Source organism: Calditerricola yamamurae, assembly GCF_054654135.1.
In genome coordinates this window covers 1,156,549-1,175,000 of record NZ_BAAIFH010000006.1, presented here as the reverse complement: position 1 = coordinate 1,175,000, position 18,452 = coordinate 1,156,549, and the positions used below count along the sequence as shown (strand labels likewise).

Annotated in this window: 13 protein-coding genes, 14 tRNA genes and 2 rRNA genes (1 of these 29 running past the window's edge); 25 read left to right on the top strand and 4 right to left on the bottom strand. The window is 61.7% G+C overall.

From position 1 onward, the window contains the following. The 15 genes from ACYQ0Z_RS12140 to ACYQ0Z_RS12070 all read left to right on the top strand — a co-directional run. A 23S ribosomal RNA gene (locus ACYQ0Z_RS12140) occupies window positions 1–2,954 on the top strand (it extends 11 nt beyond the left edge of the window). Between the two features lie 94 nt (window positions 2,955–3,048). Then, window positions 3,049–3,165, top strand: a 5S ribosomal RNA gene (gene rrf, locus ACYQ0Z_RS12135). A 10-nt stretch (window positions 3,166–3,175) separates the two neighbouring features. Then, a tRNA-Asn gene (locus ACYQ0Z_RS12130) sits at window positions 3,176–3,250 on the top strand. A 3-nt stretch (window positions 3,251–3,253) separates the two neighbouring features. After that, window positions 3,254–3,345 (top strand) — tRNA-Ser (locus ACYQ0Z_RS12125). Window positions 3,346–3,374: 29 nt separating this feature from the next. After that, window positions 3,375–3,451, top strand: a tRNA-Met gene (locus tag ACYQ0Z_RS12120). A gap of 4 nt (window positions 3,452–3,455) precedes the next feature. Beyond that, window positions 3,456–3,532: transfer RNA gene (locus ACYQ0Z_RS12115), tRNA-Asp, on the top strand. A 73-nt stretch (window positions 3,533–3,605) separates the two neighbouring features. After that, a tRNA-Thr gene (locus ACYQ0Z_RS12110) sits at window positions 3,606–3,681 on the top strand. 55 nt (window positions 3,682–3,736) lie between these two features. After that, window positions 3,737–3,810 (top strand) — tRNA-Trp (locus tag ACYQ0Z_RS12105). Window positions 3,811–3,816: 6 nt separating this feature from the next. Continuing rightward, a tRNA-His gene (locus tag ACYQ0Z_RS12100) sits at window positions 3,817–3,892 on the top strand. A gap of 19 nt (window positions 3,893–3,911) precedes the next feature. After that, a tRNA-Gln gene (locus ACYQ0Z_RS12095) sits at window positions 3,912–3,986 on the top strand. A gap of 29 nt (window positions 3,987–4,015) precedes the next feature. Next, window positions 4,016–4,090, top strand: a tRNA-Gly gene (locus ACYQ0Z_RS12090). Window positions 4,091–4,101: 11 nt separating this feature from the next. Further along, window positions 4,102–4,175, top strand: a tRNA-Cys gene (locus ACYQ0Z_RS12085). 11 nt (window positions 4,176–4,186) lie between these two features. Continuing rightward, window positions 4,187–4,275 (top strand) — tRNA-Leu (locus ACYQ0Z_RS12080). Window positions 4,276–4,310: 35 nt separating this feature from the next. Further along, window positions 4,311–4,387, top strand: a tRNA-Arg gene (locus ACYQ0Z_RS12075). A 9-nt stretch (window positions 4,388–4,396) separates the two neighbouring features. After that, window positions 4,397–4,483, top strand: a tRNA-Leu gene (locus ACYQ0Z_RS12070). Window positions 4,484–4,607: 124 nt separating this feature from the next. Here the strand turns inward: ACYQ0Z_RS12070 and asnB are convergent. Together asnB and ACYQ0Z_RS12060 are read right to left on the bottom strand one after the other, a co-directional pair. Beyond that, window positions 4,608–6,452: an asparagine synthase (glutamine-hydrolyzing) gene (gene asnB, locus ACYQ0Z_RS12065; protein WP_459868612.1), complete on the bottom strand. Its 1,845-nt coding sequence runs from the start codon at window positions 6,450–6,452 to the stop codon at window positions 4,608–4,610. Window positions 6,453–6,607: 155 nt separating this feature from the next. Continuing rightward, window positions 6,608–6,772 (bottom strand): hypothetical protein, encoded by a 165-nt coding sequence (locus ACYQ0Z_RS12060; protein ID WP_459868609.1) that lies wholly within the window; start codon window positions 6,770–6,772, stop codon window positions 6,608–6,610. Between the two features lie 146 nt (window positions 6,773–6,918). Between ACYQ0Z_RS12060 and ACYQ0Z_RS12055 the strand changes: the two genes are divergently transcribed. Continuing rightward, window positions 6,919–6,992, top strand: a tRNA-Gly gene (locus ACYQ0Z_RS12055). Window positions 6,993–7,090: 98 nt separating this feature from the next. On the opposite strand, the gene ACYQ0Z_RS12050 is transcribed toward ACYQ0Z_RS12055, so the two are convergent. After that, a complete protein-coding gene (locus tag ACYQ0Z_RS12050; protein ID WP_459868606.1) occupies window positions 7,091–7,477 on the bottom strand; it encodes a helix-turn-helix domain-containing protein in 387 nt (128 codons plus the stop codon). Between the two features lie 166 nt (window positions 7,478–7,643). Between ACYQ0Z_RS12050 and ACYQ0Z_RS12045 the strand changes: the two genes are divergently transcribed. Both ACYQ0Z_RS12045 and ACYQ0Z_RS12040 read left to right on the top strand, forming a co-directional pair. Further along, on the top strand, window positions 7,644–7,883 hold the full coding sequence (locus ACYQ0Z_RS12045; protein ID WP_459868603.1) for a helix-turn-helix transcriptional regulator: 240 nt from the start codon (window positions 7,644–7,646) through the stop codon (window positions 7,881–7,883). 52 nt (window positions 7,884–7,935) lie between these two features. Then, on the top strand, window positions 7,936–8,532 hold the full coding sequence (locus ACYQ0Z_RS12040; protein ID WP_459868600.1) for a uracil-DNA glycosylase: 597 nt from the start codon (window positions 7,936–7,938) through the stop codon (window positions 8,530–8,532). 35 nt (window positions 8,533–8,567) lie between these two features. Here ACYQ0Z_RS12040 and ACYQ0Z_RS12035 read toward each other — a convergent pair whose 3' ends face one another. Beyond that, window positions 8,568–9,239, bottom strand: a complete 672-nt coding sequence (locus ACYQ0Z_RS12035; RefSeq protein ID WP_459868596.1) for a B3/B4 domain-containing protein — start codon at window positions 9,237–9,239, stop codon at window positions 8,568–8,570. A gap of 108 nt (window positions 9,240–9,347) precedes the next feature. Here ACYQ0Z_RS12035 and ACYQ0Z_RS12030 point away from each other — a divergent pair, with 108 nt between their 5' ends. The 7 genes from ACYQ0Z_RS12030 to ACYQ0Z_RS12000 all read left to right on the top strand — a co-directional run bounded on the left by ACYQ0Z_RS12030 (window position 9,348) and on the right by ACYQ0Z_RS12000 (window position 18,420). Next, complete coding sequence (locus ACYQ0Z_RS12030) at window positions 9,348–9,836, top strand: dihydrofolate reductase (RefSeq protein WP_459868593.1); 489 nt, start codon at window positions 9,348–9,350, stop codon at window positions 9,834–9,836. 42 nt (window positions 9,837–9,878) lie between these two features. Beyond that, entirely contained in the window at window positions 9,879–10,193 is a 315-nt protein-coding gene (locus ACYQ0Z_RS12025; RefSeq protein ID WP_459868590.1) for a hypothetical protein, read from the top strand. A 197-nt stretch (window positions 10,194–10,390) separates the two neighbouring features. Continuing rightward, window positions 10,391–12,124, top strand: a complete 1,734-nt coding sequence (locus ACYQ0Z_RS12020) for an ABC-ATPase domain-containing protein (protein ID WP_459868587.1) — start codon at window positions 10,391–10,393, stop codon at window positions 12,122–12,124. 73 nt (window positions 12,125–12,197) lie between these two features. Continuing rightward, window positions 12,198–12,635 carry a ribonuclease HI gene (rnhA, locus tag ACYQ0Z_RS12015; protein WP_459868584.1) on the top strand — a complete coding sequence of 146 codons (438 nt, stop codon included), beginning with the start codon at window positions 12,198–12,200 and terminating at the stop codon, window positions 12,633–12,635. Window positions 12,636–12,712: 77 nt separating this feature from the next. Beyond that, entirely contained in the window at window positions 12,713–13,939 is a 1,227-nt protein-coding gene (gene queG / locus ACYQ0Z_RS12010) for a tRNA epoxyqueuosine(34) reductase QueG (protein WP_459868581.1), read from the top strand. A 26-nt stretch (window positions 13,940–13,965) separates the two neighbouring features. Beyond that, the gene (locus ACYQ0Z_RS12005; protein WP_459868578.1) at window positions 13,966–14,499 is read left to right on the top strand and encodes a methylated-DNA--[protein]-cysteine S-methyltransferase; all 534 of its coding nucleotides are present in this window, start codon (window positions 13,966–13,968) and stop codon (window positions 14,497–14,499) included. Between the two features lie 540 nt (window positions 14,500–15,039). Continuing rightward, window positions 15,040–18,420 (top strand): hypothetical protein, encoded by a 3,381-nt coding sequence (locus ACYQ0Z_RS12000; RefSeq protein WP_459868575.1) that lies wholly within the window; start codon window positions 15,040–15,042, stop codon window positions 18,418–18,420. Window positions 18,421–18,452 lie beyond the last annotated feature (32 nt).

The window sequence follows — 18,452 nt, the reverse complement described above, 5'->3', positions numbered from 1 at the left end:
AAAGGGCGCACGGTGGATGCCTCGGCGCCAGGAGCCGATGAAGGGCGCGGCAAACGGCGATACGCCCCGGGGAGCCGTAAGCAGGCGTCGATCCGGGGATTCCCGAATGGGGTAACCCACCGCCCGGAATGGGGCGGTATCCCGGAGGTGAATCCATAGCCTCCGGGAGGGCACACCGGGGGAACTGAAACATCTTAGTACCCCGAGGAAAAGAAAGCAACCGCGATTCCCTTAGTAGCGGCGAGCGAACGGGGAAGAGCCTAAACCGGAAGGCGTTGCCTTCCGGGGTCGTGGGGCGCCTCACATGGGAGTGACAAAAGGCGATGGTAGGTGAAGAGGTCTGGAAAGGCCCGCCAGAGAGCGTGACAGCCGCGTAACCGAAACCGTCGCCTCTCCCGAGGCGGACCCCGAGTACCACGGGACACGGGAAATCCCGTGGGAATCCGGGAGGACCACCTCCCAAGGCTAAATACTCCCTGGCGACCGATAGCGCACCAGTACCGTGAGGGAAAGGTGAAAAGCACCCCGGGAGGGGAGTGAAAGAGAACCTGAAACCGTGTGCCTACAAGCAGTCGGAGCGCTATGCCCGCAAGGGCAAGCGTGACGGCGTGCCTTTTGTAGAATGAACCGGCGAGTTACGGTCGCGTGCGAGGTTAAGGCTGGTGAGCCGGAGCCGTAGCGAAAGCGAGTCCGAACAGGGCGCTTCAGTACGCGGCCGTAGACCCGAAACCGGGTGATCTACCCATGCCCAGGGTGAAGTCGGGGTAATGCCCGACGGAGGCCCGAACCGGTTGGTGTTGAAAAACCATCGGATGAGGTGTGGGTAGGGGTGAAATGCCAATCGAACCCGGAGATAGCTGGTTCTCCCCGAAATAGCTTTAGGGCTAGCCTCGGGATGTGAGTGCCGGAGGTAGAGCACTGATTGGGCTAGGGGCCCTCACCGGGTTACCGAACTCAGTCAAACTCCGAATGCCGGCCACTCGAATCCCGGGAGTCAGACTACGAGCGCTAAGGTCCGTGGTCGAGAGGGGAACAGCCCAGACCGCCAGCTAAGGCCCCCAAGTGCGCGCTAAGTGGGAAAGGATGTGGCGTTGCGAAGACAACCAGGATGTTGGCTTAGAAGCAGCCATCATTTAAAGAGTGCGTAATAGCTCACTGGTCGAGTGACGCTGCGCCGAAAATGTACCGGGGCTAAGCGCGCCGCCGAAGCTGCGGGTGCCGCTCCGCACGGAGCGGCGCGGTAGGGGAGCGTTCCGCCCAGCGCCGAAGGCCGACCGTGAGGACGGCTGGAGCGGGCGGAAGTGAGAATGCCGGTGTGAGTAGCGATAAGACGGGTGAGAATCCCGTCCGCCGGAAGCCTAAGGATTCCTGAGGAAGGCTCGTCCGCTCAGGGTTAGTCGGGACCTAAGCCGAGGCCGAAAGGCGTAGGCGATGGACAACGGGTTGATATTCCCGTACCACCTCCGCTCCGCTTGAGCGATGGGGGGACGCAGGAGGGTAGGGGAGCGCGCGACTGGAAGTGCGCGTCCAAGCGGTTAGGCCGGCAGATAGGCAAATCCGTCTGCCACCAAGGCTGAGCCGTGACGGCGAGGGGAAATCCAGTACCCGAAGTCCCTGATCCCACACTGCCAAGAAAAGCCTCTAGCGATGGAGCGAGGTGCCCGTACCGCAAACCGACACAGGTAGGCAGGGAGAGAATCCTCAGGCGCGCGGAAGAACCCTCGCTAAGGAACTCGGCAAAATGGCCCCGTAACTTCGGGAGAAGGGGCGCCTCGGTAGGGTGATGAGCCCGAGGAGGCCGCAGTGAAAAGGCCCAAGCGACTGTTTATCACAAACACAGGTCTCTGCGAAGCCGTAAGGCGATGTATAGGGGCTGACGCCTGCCCGGTGCTGGAAGGTTAAGGGGAAGGGTGAGCGCCTTTCGGCGCGAAGCCCTGAACCGAAGCCCCAGTAAACGGCGGCCGTAACTATAACGGTCCTAAGGTAGCGAAATTCCTTGTCGGGTAAGTTCCGACCCGCACGAAAGGCGTAACGACTTGGGCACTGTCTCGGCGAGGGATCCGGTGAAATCGTAGTACCTGTGAAGATGCAGGTTACCCGCGACTAGACGGAAAGACCCCGTGGAGCTTTACTGCAGCCTGATATTGAATTTTGGTGCGGCCTGTACAGGATAGGTGGGAGCCTGCGAACCCAGGCCGCCAGGCCTGGCGGAGGCGCCGGTGGGATACCACCCTGGCCGTACCGAAATTCTAACCCGCGACCGTCACCCGGTCGGGGAACAGTGTCAGGCGGGCAGTTTGACTGGGGCGGTCGCCTCCTAAACGGTAACGGAGGCGCCCAAAGGTTCCCTCAGCGCGGTCGGAAATCGCGCGTCGAGTGCAAAGGCAGAAGGGAGCCTGACTGCAAGACCGACAGGTCGAGCAGGGACGAAAGTCGGGCTTAGTGATCCGGTGGTCCCGCGTGGAAGGGCCATCGCTCAACGGATAAAAGCTACCCCGGGGATAACAGGCTGATCTCCCCCAAGAGTCCACATCGACGGGGAGGTTTGGCACCTCGATGTCGGCTCGTCGCATCCTGGGGCTGAAGTCGGTCCCAAGGGTTGGGCTGTTCGCCCATTAAAGCGGCACGTGAGCTGGGTTCAGAACGTCGTGAGACAGTTCGGTCCCTATCTGTCGCGGGCGCAGGAAATCTGAGAGGAGCTGCCCCTAGTACGAGAGGACCGGGGTGGACGCACCGCTGGTGTACCAGTTGTCCCGCCAGGGGCACCGCTGGGTAGCCATGTGCGGCCGGGATAAGCGCTGAAAGCATCTAAGCGCGAAGCCCCCCTCAAGATCAGATTTCCCACCGGGTTAACCGGGTAAGACCCCTCGGAGATGACGAGGTCGATCGGCCCGAGGTGTAAGCGCGGCAACGCGTTCAGCCGACGGGTCCGAATCGGTCGAGGGCTTAACCCACTCCCCATCACCCCCGCGGTCCGGTTTTCAGGGTGCAACCGCACCCCAAACCCCTTGCGTTTCCTACCAACCTTGTGCTACAATCCATCCCGTGTCTGGTGACGATAGCGGAGGGGACACACCCGTTCCCATCCCGAACACGGAAGTTAAGCTCTCCAGCGCCGATGGTACTTGGGGCGCGAGCCCCTGGGAGAGTAGGTCGTTGCCAGGCACGGAATCATTCCGCAGTAGCTCAACGGTAGAGCGGCCGGCTGTTAACCGGTAGGTTGCAGGTTCGAATCCTGCCTGCGGAGCCACGCGGAGAGGTGGCCGAGAGGTCGAAGGCGCACGCCTGGAGAGCGTGTAGGCGGGATCACTCGCCTCGTGGGTTCGAATCCCACCCTCTCCGCCATTTTGCTCCTGCTTCTTGAGGGGAAACGACGCGGGGTGGAGCAGCCAGGTAGCTCGTCGGGCTCATAACCCGAAGGTCGCAGGTTCAAATCCTGCCCCCGCAACCAATGCGGAGCCGTGGTGAAGCTGGAGTTCACGCCGGTCTGTCACACCGGAGGTCGCGGGTTCGAGTCCCGTCGGCTCCGCCACTTCTTCCTTGTTTTCAACCTGAAATCTTGACAAATTCACGTTGGTGTGTTAAAATAATCGACGTCATCGGATGCCGGTGTAGCTCAATTGGTAGAGCAACTGACTTGTAATCAGGAGGTTGGAGGTTCGAGTCCTCTCGCCGGCACCATGTGTAGACAACCCGGTTCGATACGAACCGGTTCTTTAAAGAGAAAGAGAGATACAGGGGCGTAGTTTAATGGTAGAACGGCGGTCTCCAAAACCGCTAGTGTGGGTTCGATTCCTGCCGCCCCTGCCAAACGTGGCGACTATGGCGAAGTGGTTAACGCACCGGATTGTGGCTCCGGCATTCGTGGGTTCGAGTCCCACTAGTCGCCCCATTCCTTCGTTTCTCTCCGTTGGGGTGTAGCCAAGCGGTAAGGCAACGGACTTTGACTCCGTGATGCGTAGGTTCGAATCCTACCACCCCAGCCATTCTCCACTTTTCCTTCTTCTCTCAACATGCGGAAGTAGCTCAGTGGTAGAGCACCGCCTTGCCAAGGCGGGGGTCGCGGGTTCGAGTCCCGTCTTCCGCTCCATATCCGAGTGAGGAGGCATAGCCAAGTGGTAAGGCAAGGGACTGCAAATCCCTGATCCCCAGTTCGAATCTGGGTGCCTCCTCCACTTTTTCTTATGCCGGGGTGGCGGAATTGGCAGACGCACAGGACTTAAAATCCTGGGGTTCACATGAACCGTGCCGGTTCAAGTCCGGCCCTCGGCACCATGCGGAACGCATGACGGATGTACAAGCTGGATTGTGTGCCCGTAGCTCAGCTGGATAGAGCGTCTGACTACGAATCAGAAGGTCGGGAGTTCGAGTCTCTCCGGGCACACCATTTGTTTGTGCCGGTGTGGCGGAATTGGCAGACGCGCGCGACTCAAAATCGCGTTCCCTTGCGGGAGTGGGGGTTCGAGTCCCTTCACCGGCACCACGCTACATAGCCGAAAACCCTTAGGATCCATCGGGAAGCGGATCCTAAGGGTTTTTTGCTTTTGTCCACGAGGGTGCCGTTCGGCTATGCGCCTACCAGCGGACCAACGGCGTGCCGTCCCCGCTTATACGACCCGGACGTTGTACGTGCGCATCCAGTGGTCCACCTGCACGAGGTAGGCGAAAAATTGCGGCCGTCCCATGAGCTGGCCGAACAAAGGCACCTCCGGTGCGGATGGATCTTGCTCGGCCCATTCCCGTATCGCCGTGGCGTTGACGAAGGGGCGCAGCGGCGACGTGGGATCCTCCAGGATGGAAAGGACCAGTCGCTTCACGGTTTCCCAGTAGAGCGGGTGGTACGTTTTCGGATACGGGCTTTTCTTGCGCCACAACACGTTGGCGGGCAACACGCCCGCTAAGGCATGGCGGAGGAGTCCCTTTTCCCGCTGCTGATAGAACTTCATCGCCCAGGGGACGTTCCACAGGTACTCCACAATGCGGTGGTCGCAGAAGGGCACGCGCAGCTCCAGCCCCGCCGCCATGCTCATGCGGTCTTTGCGGTCGAGGAGCGTAGGCATCCAGCGCGTGAGATTCAGGTAAAACAGTTCGCGCACCTTGGCGTCCTGCGGCGGTTCACCGGGGAGACGCGGGACTTCGTCGAGGGCTTCCTGATAGCGGCGGTCCAGGTAGGTTTCCGGTTGGACCAGATCGACCAGTTCCCTGGAAAAGAGACGGATGCGTGCGGGGAGATTCCGCATCCACGGGAAGGTTTTGGCGCGTTGCGTCTCCTCGCGATAGAACCACGGGTATCCGCCGAATACCTCGTCGGCGCATTCGCCGGAGAGCCCCACGGTGGCTTTCTCCTTGATTGCCCGGCTGAAAAGCAAGAGCGACGCGTCGACGTCGGCCATTCCGGGCAGATCGCGGGCGACGACAGCATCCCGCAGGGCGGCAACAAGGTCGGGAGTATCGATGAAGACCGTGTGGTGAACCGTGCCCAGCGCATTGGACACGCGCGTCACCCAGGGGGCGTCGGGATTGGGTTGGAACGCGGTGGGGCGGAAATAGCGGTCGTTGTCCACGTAGTCGATGGACCAGGTATGCAAAGGACCGCGGCCATCCCGCGTGAGGGCCCCTGCGGCAAAGGCAGTGATGGTGCTGGAGTCGAGGCCGCCCGACAGCAGCGTGCAGATTGGCACGTCGGAGATCAGCTGACGCTCAACCGCGTCCTGCACCAGTTCCCGGACGCGCGCGACGGTGGTCGGGAAATCGTCCGGGTGCGGCGCGCTCTCCAATTGCCAATACGGGCGCTCAAGGACGCGGTGGCGCGAGACGATCATCTGCCAGCCGGGTTTCAATTCCCGCACGTGGCGAAATACACCGTGGCCGGGCGTCCGGGACGGCCCCATGACAAAGATTTCGGCCAGTCCTTCGGCGTCAATTTCCGGTTCGACGGCGGGGTGGGCGAGCAGGCTTTTCAATTCGGAGGCAAAGAGGAACGCCGAACCGCGCTGGGCAAAGAAAAGGGGCTTAACCCCCAGCCGGTCGCGCGCCAGAAACAGTTCCTCCTTGGCAACATCCCAGATGGCGAAGGCGAACATGCCATTCAGCCGCTCCACGCACGCCGGTCCCCACTCCAGGTACGAGAGGAGCAACGCTTCGGTGTCCGAGCGGGTGAGAAACCGATGGCCGCGGGCGGTGAGTTCATGCTGCAGCTCGGCAGTGTTGTACAACTCGCCGTTATAGACGAGGACAAAGGCCTGTTTCCCTTTCGTGCGGACCATGGGTTGGACGCCGCCTTCCGGGTCGATCACAATCAGGCGGCGGTGAACCAGCCCCGCCCGCGCCGACACCCAGGTACCTTCCGCGTCAGGCCCACGGTGCGCCAGCGCGTCGGCCATCGCGCGGAGCACCTGCTGCTGATGGCGCAGGTCGCGTTCCCAATCCACCCATCCGGCAATCCCGCACATTGGCTTACAACCCCTTCCGAGTCAGAATGCCTTGCACCGGGCGTGAGCCCAATTCTGGGATACTCTATGCAGCCGAAGGGCGCGGGGTTCGCGGTCGGCACGACAAACGCCCCCGCCGCGACGGCGAGGGCGTTGCCTCGGGGATCGTATCGAACTTATAAATCCATGAAGATCAGGGCGGCCGAGACGGCACCGACCAGCAGGCCGAGCACGGCCAACGAGTACTGGGGTTTCATGTTGTGCGTGGGGCGCGGCAGCACGCCGACAACGATCAGGATGAACGCCACTAAGGCCAGCAAGCAGCCCAGGGTAAAGAGCATGACGCTTCCCTCCTTATATTGCACGATTACTTTCTTTATTCTACCATGGCCAACGGGTGGGGGCCAGAAAGCGAGCGTTGGCGAAAATCGGCGAAGATTGCCGTTGCATGTCCGGGGTGGACTCCGTATAATAAGAAGCAGCATAAGCGGGTGTAGTTCAGTGGTAGAACACCGGCCTTCCAAGCCGGACGCGAGGGTTCGATTCCCTTCACCCGCTCCATTGGTGCGCAGGCGCAACGCGGTCTTTCGCTCCGGAGGGACGAAGGACCGCGTTTTTTGTTTTTGGCTGCGGCGAACATCTTCCTCGGAGGACGGGGGTTACGGGTTTTCCTCCTCAAACTGCAGAAAGCGCCAGTACCGCATTACCTGGCGCCGCTTCGCGGGGGGTGCCTGTAGAAACTCGTACAAAAAGGCGGCCTCTTCATTGGGCAGCGACTCGCGCATGATGCCCCACAAGGTTTCCGGGACCACCCGGCTGTCCGTTTCGGTCCGGCCGAAGAAAGCGGGGTGGTCGGTGCGGCCGAGAAGGTAATCGGTGGAGACGCCGTACAGATCGGCAAAGCGGACCAGCAGATCAAGCGGAGGGGACCGGTGACCGTTTTCGTAACCCGAAACGGTCGATTCCGCGATTCCCAAGCGCCGGCCGACTTCCTTTGCGGTCCAGCCGTGTTTTTTGCGCAGGCGGCGCAAGCGTTCCCCAATCATTTCCTCCCCTCCTTTCTGCCTTCATCATAGTTTGCAGAATGCAAAGGGTCAACCGGCCGACGCGCCGGTTGTTGATTGATTCTTTGCAAATTGAATTGACACCATGCATAATGCAGGGTATGATGAGGGCAGAAATGAAGGGTGTTCCGGATTTGGAGGAGAGCGGATGAAGAGCTTGCTTCGTCAGGCGCGTGAAGCGCGGGGCCTTACAGTGGAGGAGGTTGCGGCGAAGCTGGGCATTCCGCCGGGGTACTATTCGCAAATTGAACGGGGTGAGCGCAGCGTCAGCGCCGAGCGGGCCAAGCAGATCGCCAGCGCGCTGGGCGTTTCCGTAGAGGCCGTGTTTACGCCGCTGCGGTATGCGCGTCGGGTTGGGACGTGCTCCCGGTCTGACTCTTTGGCCTAATGCCCAATGCCCGAGTTTCCGCTACAATGAGGAGCGGAAGGGAGGCATGGGCATGCAACTTCGGCCGGTTGCAACCCTCGACGAACTGCGCGCCCAGGTCCTGGACTGTACGGCGTGCCGCCTTTGTCAGAACCGCACGCAGGTGGTATTTGGGGAAGGCAACCCGCGTTCCCCCCTCATGATCGTTGGGGAAGGACCGGGGGCAACCGAAGACGAGATGGGGCGTCCCTTTGTCGGCAAGGCCGGGCAGCTTTTGAACCGCATTCTCGAAGCAGCCGGGATCCGGCGCGAGGCCATCTACATTACGAACATTGTCAAGTGCCGGCCGCCCGGCAACCGGACGCCTGAATACGACGAGATGATGACGTGCATCGCCATCTTGCGCGAGCAGTTCAAGCTGATCCGTCCTAAGATTCTGGTGCTCCTCGGCGCCGCGCCCACCCGCGCGATTTTGGACAAGAATGCGCGCATCACCCAGGTTCGTGGCCAGTGGTGGGAGCGCAAGGGCGTGCGCATCATGCCGACATACCACCCGGCCTACCTGCTTCGGAATCCGGCCAAGAAACGCGAAGCGTGGGAAGACTGGCAAAAGGTGCGCGATGCGTACCTGGCCCTGCTGGCGCAACAAGGAGAACCGGTCGGCTTGTGACGGTGGGGCCAACACGGTGACGGGCGGATCATCGGTCATGCGATAAAGTCTTGACGGACGGCGGCGGCTCCCGTCACCTTGGCAAACAGGTCGGCCGCCTCCTCGCGGGCGCGCGCGATGTCCGCTTCGGGAAAGCCGGGGGGAAGGTAGGCCACGTGGAGAAGATGGTGGGTGCCCTCCTGCACCTTGGTTCGCTCGGCATCCACGATGGGGCTGCCAAAGGGCCCGGCGGCATCGGCGAGGACGGGTTTGCCGGCGCAGCTGTTCTCGCGGCCATTGAGGCCGAGGTAGCGTTCCTCGGCGCGACCGAGGCGCAGGACCACGTCACCAACAATGGCGTCGCGGTTGTAGATGCCGCAGGGAAGGCCATACTGGATGGACAGGAAATTGTTCAGGTCGACGGCGGCGTTGATCCACCCGAGCGGCTTGCGCTGGAGGATGCGGCGCAACAGGGCTTCGGCCGACGGGCGGTAGCGAGCCGGGTCGATGCCCAGGGCCCGAAAGGCGTCGCGCCAAGCCCGCACGCCGGCATTGCGTTCCAGTCCGCCGGTGTTTTCATAGGTGAGGCGCAGGTGCTCGTGGAACAGCTCGATGCGCCCGCGAAGCGCCGGCGGCGTGGGCGTGATGTGGGCCTCGTCCACCCAGGTGACAAGCAGGCGCAGACCGGGCAAGCGGTTCTTCAGTTCGGCATCGATGACCAGCTGCAACGGGGTCCCTCCTTGTCCATCGTTTTTTTCTTTTTATACTTTTTTATACTATAGATCGCGGCAAACCCCAAGCGTCGCGGCGCGAGGATGGGATACGGAGAGGGGAGGGTGGATGTGATCGTTCTGGTAGCGGCCATGGGGAGAAACCGCGTCATTGGCAAAGCGGGCGGCCTGCCGTGGCATCTGCCGGCCGATCTCGCCCGTTTCCGCCGCCTGACGACGGGGAAGGTCGTGCTGATGGGGCGGAAAACCTTCGAGGCCATCGGGCGCCCCCTCCCCAACCGCGTGAACGTCGTCCTCACGCGTCGGCGCAGCTGGCGGCCCGAGGGGGTTCGAGTCGTCCACTCCGTAGACGAGGCGCTGGCGCGGTTCGGTGGGGATGACCTGTATGTGATCGGGGGAGCGACGGTGTTTCGCCAGTTCCTGCCGCTGGCGGAACGGATGCACCTGACCCACATCGAGATCGATGTGGACGGCGATGCCGTTTTTCCGCCCGTCGATGCGGCGGAGTGGGCGGTGGTCGCCAGGGAGAAGGGCCCGAAGGACGCGCAAAACCCCTACGATTACTGGTTCGTGGAGTACCGGCGGCGGCACTGAGCCACACTAAAGGGGACACCACCGGGTAAGGAGGTGGGGCGCTTGAACGCCCTGGCGAAACTGGTGCTGTTCCCGCTCATTCTCCGCCTATGGGGGTTGCGCGGCCCGTTCCAGGTGGGCATGTTCCTCGCCCTCGTCGGCGTGGTGGCCGATCGCCTCATTGTCCGGCGCTACGGGAACGGCCGGGGATTGGCCATGGGTCTTCCGTTCATGTATGCGACCCTGCGCACGGCCGGACAGGGTTCCCCCCTGCGCGCGGGAGGTGCCACGTTGGTGATGGGACTGGTGGAAGGGCTGCTTCACGCCTGGTTGGTCACCGGGCGCCGCCCGTCTCGGAAGGGATCGCGGACGTGGTGAAGCGGATTCGGTGCCGGCGCGCCGGTTGAGAGCCGGTGCCGGGAGGAGCGGAATGCCGTCACGGCCACGGGCGATGTGTCCGTGGTTTTTTTGTTTCGTCGTGTCGGGCTTCGCGCCTTGATTTTGCGGGCGGCGGCATGGGAAAATAGCGGCATGGAACAAGAATCGAGAGCATCACACGCATGGAGGCGAAGGCGGTGGAACGGCTCAGGGCGATCCTAAAACGCATCGACGGACGCGGCTACAAAGCGTACAAGGAGCTGCAAGGCACCTACCGTGGCGACGGGTTCACCCTGTCTGTCGACCACGTTCAGGGGGATCCCTTCGCCCCACCGTCGCGGATCCGCGTGCGCATTCCCCTGGCGCGCACGGGGATTGCCCGCGAGACCTTCGCCACGCCGTGGCGGAAGACGGCGCTGGAAGATTTCCTGGCGCGCAGTGTGCACCGGGCCATCGGTCGCCTCGCCCAGCGGCGGGGAACGGGAAAGAGCGGCCTCATTGCCATCGATGCCCCGGGGCAGGAGGTGCTGCCGCGCACGGCGGTTGTGGTCACGGATGAGGCGGTGGAGTTGCGCCTCTCGGTGGGGCTGCCGGCCCGCGGGCGCACCGTGCTGGGGCGCGAGGCGCTGGAGATGTTTACCGAGGACATTCCGGCCCTCGTACGGCGGGGTGTGCTGGAACGGGACGAGGAGGCGCTGCGTCGCCACCTGGAGCTTTCGGACCAGCAGGCAGCCATTCGCCGGTTTTTGCGCGAACACGGCTATGTGGCCTTTGTCGCCGACGGCGCCATCCTGCCGCGGGAAAGCGGCGTCAGCGACAAGCCGATGAAAGGATCGGGAGTGATCCCCTTTGTCTCGCCGCCGTCCCTCGCCGTGGAGATTCCCGTGCCCCATCGGGACAAACCCTTGCGCGGCATGGCCATCCCCCGCGGGGTGACGCTCATCGTCGGGGGCGGTTACCACGGGAAAAGCACCCTCTTGCAGGCGCTGGAGCGCGGGGTGTACAACCACATCCCCGGTGACGGGCGGGAGTACGTCATCACCGATGAGACGGCGGTGAAGATCCGGGCCGAGGACGGCCGGAGCGTGGTCGGCGTCGACCTGTCGCCCTTCATTCACAATCTGCCCTTCGGCAAGGACACGACGAATTTCTGCACCGAGGACGCCTCGGGCAGCACTTCGCAGGCGGCGAACATCCTCGAGGCCCTAGAGGCGGGGGCGCGGGTGCTGCTCATCGACGAGGACACCAGCGCGACGAACTTCATGATCCGCGATGCGCGCATGCAGGCGCTGGTGGCCAAGGAGAAGGAGCCGATCACACCCTTTGTCGACACCGTTCGCCCGCTGTTCGACACCTGCGGGGTGTCGGCGATTTTGGTCGTCGGCGGGTCGGGCGACTACTTCGACGTGGCGGACACGGTCATTCGGATGGACGAGTACACCGCCCACGACGCGACGGAGGAGGCCAAGCGTATTGCCCGGGAAATGCGTACCGCCCGCCGCCCGGAAGGCGGCGAGCGCTTCGGCCCGCTCACGCCGCGTGTCGTCCTGCCGACGTCCTTCGACGCCCATCGCGGGAAAAAGGAAAAGGTGGAGGCCAAGGGCCTACATACGATTCTCTACGGAACGACAACGATCGACCTGTCCGCTGTCGAGCAGCTGGTCGACGCGAGCCAGACCCGCGCCATCGCCTACATTCTGCGCTGGATGGACAAGGTCGGCGCCGACGGGAGGAAAACCCTGGCCGAGCTCCTCGACGAGGTGTTTGCCCTCATCGCCGACAAGGGACTGGACGCCATCTCGCCATTCGTTGGCCAGCATCCTGGTGACCTCGCCCTGCCGCGGCGTTTCGAGGTGGCCGCCGCGGTGAATCGCTTGCGCACACTGAAGGTGAAGCAGGGGCGACCGGTGCCCTGTGGCGGAGGGCGATGACGCGACGGCCGCGCGGCGAGGAGGCCCGGCTGGGCGTTGGCCAACCGGTCGCGGGAAAGGAGACGGAGAACCGGTGAAAGAGGTGACGATCTACACCGACGGGGCCTGCTCGGGCAACCCCGGCCCGGGGGGATGGGCGGCCATTCTGCTTTATAAGGGACGGCGGAAGGAGCTGTGGGGATCCAGCGAGCACACCACCAACCAGCGTATGGAGCTGACGGCGGCCATCGAGGCGTTGCGTGTGCTCAAGGAACCGTGCAAGGTGACGCTGTACAGCGACAGCGCTTACCTGGTCAACTGCTTTCGGCAACGCTGGTTCGACCGCTGGCAGCAGAACGGGTGGAAGAACAGCAAGGGCGAGCCGGTGGAGAACCGGGACCTGTGGGAGGCCCTGCTGGCCCTTGCGCGCAAGCATGACGTCACCTTTGTGAAGGTGAAGGGCCACGCCGACGATCCGCTCAACAACCGCTGTGACGCGCTGGCTGTGGCGGCCATTCCGCGTAAGCGCTGAGGGGGTGATTTCGGCAGGCCCGCCGGCTCGCCGTCGTAACCGCGGCGGGACAAGCCCTGGCGAAAGGAGGGCGCACCATGGACTGGCAGGCGCTCAAAGCGGACGTGATCGCGTACGCCAAATCCATCGGCATCGACAAGATCGGCTTCGCGACGGCGGATCCCTTTGTCGAACTGAAGGCGCGCCTGGTCGAGCATCGGCGCAAGGGGTATGAGTCGGGCTTCGAGGAGCCCGATCTCGACAAGCGCACCGACCCGTCGCGGTCACTGCCGGGTGCCCGCTCCCTCATCGCCGTGGCCATGGCCTACCCGTCGCGGATGGAAAATCCGCCGAAATCGGCGCCGGGGGCCTACCGGGGTATCCTGTGCCGGGCGGCGTGGGGGGAGGATTACCACGTCGTGCTGCGCGAGCGGCTCGACCGGTTGGCCGGCTACATTCGCGCTCGCGTCCCCGACGCACAGTGCGTGGCCATGGTAGATACCGGGCCCCTGGTCGACCGCGCCGTTGCCGAGCGGGCAGGCCTTGGCTGGGTGGGCAAGAACACGGCCCTCATCACCCCGGAGTTCGGCTCGTGGGTGTACCTTGGCGAGTTGGTGACGAACCTGCCCTTCCCGCCTGATACGCCTGTCACCGAACAGTGCGGCGACTGCACTGCCTGCCTGGATGCCTGCCCGACCGGCGCGCTGGTGGGGCCCGGCCAGCTTAACAGCCAGGCATGCCTGGCGTATCTCACTCAGGTGAAGACGCCCATTCCCGAGGCCTTCCGCGACAAGCTGGGCAACCGCCTGTACGGCTGTGACACATGTCAGGTAGTGTGCCCGCACAACCGCAAGAAACACGCCGACCACCATCCCGAATTTCGCCCCGACCCGGAAGTGGCCAAACCGCTCTTGAAGCCGCTTCTCTCCATGGGCAAGAAGGCGTTCCAGCAGCGCTTCGGTCGCAGTTCCGCGGCCTGGCGCGGGAAGAAGCCCATCCAGCGCAACGCCATTTTGGCCCTGGCCCATTTTCGCGATGCCTCAGCCATTCCCGAGCTGCTGGCCTTGGCGGAGCGGGATGAGCGGCCGGTCATTCGTGGCGCGGCAGCATGGGCGTTGGGCAAGATCGGCGCGTCGGCCGGCGGGGTGACGCGGGATCGGTTGAAGGAAGCGCTGGCGGCGCTCGCAGCGCGGGAGCGGGACGAGGAGGTGCGCCTCGAGCTGCGACGTGCCCTTGAGCGACTGGGGGGTGTTGACTCGGGGAAAGGGCGCGGCGCCACCCGGGATGCCGCGGAAGATGGGGAACCGTGGGGAACCGCCCGGTGAGAGGATCGAAAGGGGAGGAGAAACCGATGAGCGTTCGGGTGTCTGTGGTGCAGTGGGAAAGCCCGCTCGGTCCCCTTACCGTGCTGGCCACAGCCGAGGGGGTGTGCTGGGTCGACTTTGCCGATCTCGAAACGGCAAAGGCGGCCTTTGTTCGCCATGCCAAACGGTGGATCGGCCAACCGGTGTGGACGGATGCGCCGTTTCATGCCGCGGCTATTGCACAGTTGCGCGAATATTTTGATGGATTGAGGCGGACATTTGACGTACCCCTCGTCCTGTACGGGACCACCTTTCAGCAGCGGGTGTGGCGTGAGCTGATGCGCATTCCGTACGGCCATGTCGTATCCTATCGTGAGGTCGCCTGCCGCCTGGGTCACCCGCGGGCGGTGCGGGCGGTCGGCCAAGCGGTGGGCGCAAACCCGCTCACCATTTTCGTGCCGTGCCACCGTGTGGTGGGGGCCGACGGGTCTCTGGTTGGCTATGCGTCGGGACTGGAGCGCAAGCAATGGCTCCTTGCGCGGGAAGGGGCATGGCCGCTCGACGCAGCGGCGCGGGTTTGAGGAGGGACGCACCGTCCACCCACCCTGGATAGGTGGCGCCTAACCAGACCTGGGTGCGGACGAGAGATGACCAGTTAGCTAGGGTTAAGTGTAGAATCTGTTACTCTAACTGGAGGGAGGGTAGTCATGAGTCGCTCCGGTTTGGCCACCCGAAAAGACTTACTCCTCTGGGCTGACACGGTTGAAGCCAGTTCCGAATTTCCCCGCCTGATTAGGCGGCTGATCTTGGAAACAGGTGCTGGAATCGCCCATATTATCTTTCCTGCGGGAGAGGGTGTTCGAACCGGTGGTTGGGACGGAATAGTTCGCGCTACCCGGGCCACGCCATTCATACCGGAAGGCTTGTCGTTATGGGAACTATCTGTTGAAAAGAAACCTCGGGCAAAGGCTGATCGTGATTACGAGAAACGGGTTAACACGCCAGATGGGACGCCCACTACCGAGTGCACGTATGTCGCTGTAACCCTTAGACAGTGGAACAGAAGGGAAGAGTGGGCAACCCAGCGCTCGAGCGAGGGTCGTTGGAAAGAGGTCAGGGCGTTGGATGTCAACGACATAGAAATGTGGCTTGAACAGGCGCCAGCTACCCACGTATGGCTATCAGAACATCTTGGCTTAAGACCTCACGGACTTCAGTCGGCGGAGGGGTGGTGGCAGAATTGGTCCACGGCTACGACTCCGGTTATCACTCCAGAATTCGTGCTCGCGGGCCGTGGCGATGCCGTTAAACAACTGAGAGCCCGGTTAGCCGCGAGTCCTCAGGTGACGACTATTTCTGGCGGGAGCCTTGAAGAGATCCTTGCGTTCGTTGCGGCCGTCTCACATGGCGACCCGATTTCTGGTGAGGGCTATGTGCTTCCACGTGTTCTGTTTGTTAAGGATGCGGTTGTGTGGAGGAGACTTATCGAACAACCTAACGCGTTGATCCTAGTCCCCCTCCTAGAAGAGTTGGTCCAAGAGATCCCTTCACGGAGTTTGCACCATTTCATCATTCCGGTGATCGGTGCGTCGAATGCTGACATTATCCTACCACCAATTGATCCCGACGAGGCGGCTGCAGCCCTACGTGCTGCGGGACTCCCAGAAAAGAAGGCCAACGAAGGAGGCCGTCTTGCCCGGCTCAGTCTTCTTGCCCTTCGGAGAACGTTGGCCAACAAGCGAGAGTTACTCACTCCTCCTTGGGCTCGGCCTCATGTGGATCGTATGATTCGAAGGGTTCTCCTCGCTGGCCGTTGGAGTGATTGCTCGAAAGGTGACCAAGCCGCCTTGGCAAAGCTGACAGGGCTCAACTATGAAGCCCTACGGGAAGAGTTGTTACGCCTCAAGTCCCAGGAAGATCCACTCCTAGCTCTAGTCCATGGAACTTGGTGCCTCGTTTCACCACATGACGCATGGCGGCTTCTCCGTACCCAGATTCAACCGGACGATCTTGAGCGTTTCAAAGAGGTTGTCCTTGAGGTACTCGGCGAACTGGACCCATCTCTCGAGTTTGCACCAAAGGATCGGTGGAAGGCGTCATTCCAAGGTAAGGTACGTACCTATTCGGCTGACCTCAGACAGGGTCTGGCCACATCTCTTGCGTTACTTGGTATCTACGGTGACCAGGTCGATGTCGGAGGAGGGAGTACTGGCACTGACGTGGCCTCTTTCCTCGTCAGTGAACTCCTCCACCGAGCCAACGGGGACCCTACTTGCCGGTACTGGTCCTCGTTGTCGGATGTCCTCCCGCTCTTAGCGGAGGCAGATCCAGACGCCTTTCTGGTCGAAGTCCGAGCCGGACTGCAAGGTGATCCTCCGTTGCTTGTAGGCCTTTTTTCGGATAGGGACGAGGGAGGACTGTTTGGTCCCAGTTCACCCCATACTGCTCTTCTCAGGGCTCTGGAGCGCGTCGCATGGTCACCTGATCACTTCGGGCAGGCGGTGGATCTTCTTGCACGGTTGGCCGAAATCGATCCCGGAGGGCGCCTGACCAACCGATCTATCCAAAGTCTGGTTGATATCTACTGTCCCTGGCATCCTGAGACCTCGGTAGGTTCGAAAACACGCCTCGTGGTCTTTGATGCACTACGTCAACGCCATCCCGAAATTGCTTGGCGCCTTGGTCTTGACATCCTTCCGGAAACTCACCAGTCTCATTTACCCACCGACGAACCCCGTTACCGTGACTGGAAGATGGTTGAAGCAAAAGTTACCAACCGAGAGTACTTCTCCTTCGTGTCCGAGGTAGTCTCTCGTCTAATCCAGGATGCAGGCACATCTCCAGTGAGATGGAGCGATCTTCTGGAACGGTCGGAGGACCTGCCGCCGAACGATTGGGTGCGTGTGCGTTCAGAGCTTGCCAAGCGTGTGGACACCGGCGAGCTGTCAGATCAACAACGAACTACACTTTGGGAAACGCTTAGAAGACTGATTGCACGACATCGCCGGTTCCCCGATGCCAATTGGGCACTGCCTTCTGAAGAACTTAACGAGCTTGAAAAAATTGAGCGAGCTTTGGCACCGAGGGACCCCTTCGCGCGGTATCTCTGGCTGTTCAAGGACCACTGTCCTGATCTCGGAATTCCCATCCGTAGAGATGACTACGCTTCATATGAAGCTACGGTGCAGGAACGACGGAAAGAAGCAATTGTCGAAATCGAGGCCTCCGGTGGTCTTCATGTCATTAGACGCTTAGCCGCGGAATCCGCAAATCCTTGGGTCGTTGGCGTCGCATTGGCCGAGGCTCTTAGTGAGAAGTACGAGCGCGAAGTGCTCCGAATGATTGGACCTGGTGATTCCAGCGATGTTGTCCTTGCCTTGGCTTTCGCGGCCACGCGGTTTCGAGAACACGGGTGGGCCTGGCTCGAAGGCGTGCTCAAATCCGAGTCAGATCTTAACTCCATTCAGCGTGGCCGCCTCCTTGAGGCAACCAGGGACTTCCCAAGAGCTTGGGTAGTAGCCGCCGAGCTAGGCGACGACGTAGCCCGCGCTTTCTGGCAGCACTTCAGGTACTTCGGGCTTGGTCTTCACTTCACAGAAGTCGACTACGCTGCAAACGCTCTCATGGCCGTGGGCCGTAACGCAGCTGCGCTGCAACTGATCCTGCCCTACATTGATGTTGAAGGTGACACGCACCGTTGGGGTGAGCTTATCATTCGTGTCCTCGAAGGTCTGCTCCGGGCAGGCGAAGCCGATCCCGAATTCCGGAGCTTGTCCGTTCATGATTTTCAGTATGCATTTGAGTACCTCGAGCGTCACAAGAGTGAGCTAGGTTGGGAGCGTATCGCTAGGCTGGAATGGGCATTTCTCTCGGTTCTTGGGCATAAGCCAAAGGTGGACACGCTACACCGGCTCTTGGCTACGGATCCGAGTTTCTTCGTTGAGGTGGTCTCTTTGGTATACCGTCCGAGGTCCAAGGACGAAGAAGGCCAACCCTCAGAAGAAAAGAAACGCATGGCGGAAAACGGTTACAGACTCCTCTCAAGCTGGTCAATCATGCCTGGTCTACGTAGCGATGGGCGAGTAGATGCGGAAGTACTTCGGAAATGGGTTTCGAAAGCCATTCAATTATTGACCGAAGTGGACAGGAGAGAAGTCGGTGAAGAGCACATTGGTCAGGTGTTGGCCTATGCGCCGCCGGACCCAGACGGGCACTGGCCGTGCATCGAAGTCCGAGACTTGCTCGAAATGTTGCAGAGCGAACATGTCGAACGCGGGTTGAGTATAGCAGTTCATAACAGTCGAGGTGTTACTTGGCGTACACCCGGAGAAGGAGGCAGGCAAGAACGCGAGCTTGCGAAGAAGTACAGGGAGCAAGCTGATGCTTACAAGGACCGATGGCCCCGCATTGCTGCCATCTTGCGTCAGCTTGCCGAGGATTATGAGCGTGAAGCTCGCTGGCACGATGAAGATGCGGAGCGGTTCCGAATCGGTCTCGATTAGGAAGACCTTGTTCAGCCTTGAGCCTGGACAAT

Excerpts from the sequence above, each read along its gene's own strand:
- asnB (WP_459868612.1), bottom strand. The coding sequence starts at position 6,452 with ATGTGCGGGATTGCCGGATGGGTGGATTGGGAACGCGACCTGCGCCAT.
- ACYQ0Z_RS12060 (WP_459868609.1), bottom strand. The coding sequence starts at position 6,772 with ATGCTCTTTACCCTGGGCTGCTTGCTGGCCTTAGTGGCGTTCATCCTG.
- ACYQ0Z_RS12050 (WP_459868606.1), bottom strand. The coding sequence starts at position 7,477 with ATGATTGGGGAACGCTTGCGCCGCCTGCGCAAAAAACACGGCTGGACC.
- ACYQ0Z_RS12045 (WP_459868603.1), top strand. The coding sequence starts at position 7,644 with ATGAAGAGCTTGCTTCGTCAGGCGCGTGAAGCGCGGGGCCTTACAGTG.
- ACYQ0Z_RS12040 (WP_459868600.1), top strand. The coding sequence starts at position 7,936 with ATGCAACTTCGGCCGGTTGCAACCCTCGACGAACTGCGCGCCCAGGTC.
- queG (WP_459868581.1), top strand. The coding sequence starts at position 12,713 with ATGGACTGGCAGGCGCTCAAAGCGGACGTGATCGCGTACGCCAAATCC.
- ACYQ0Z_RS12005 (WP_459868578.1), top strand. The coding sequence starts at position 13,966 with ATGAGCGTTCGGGTGTCTGTGGTGCAGTGGGAAAGCCCGCTCGGTCCC.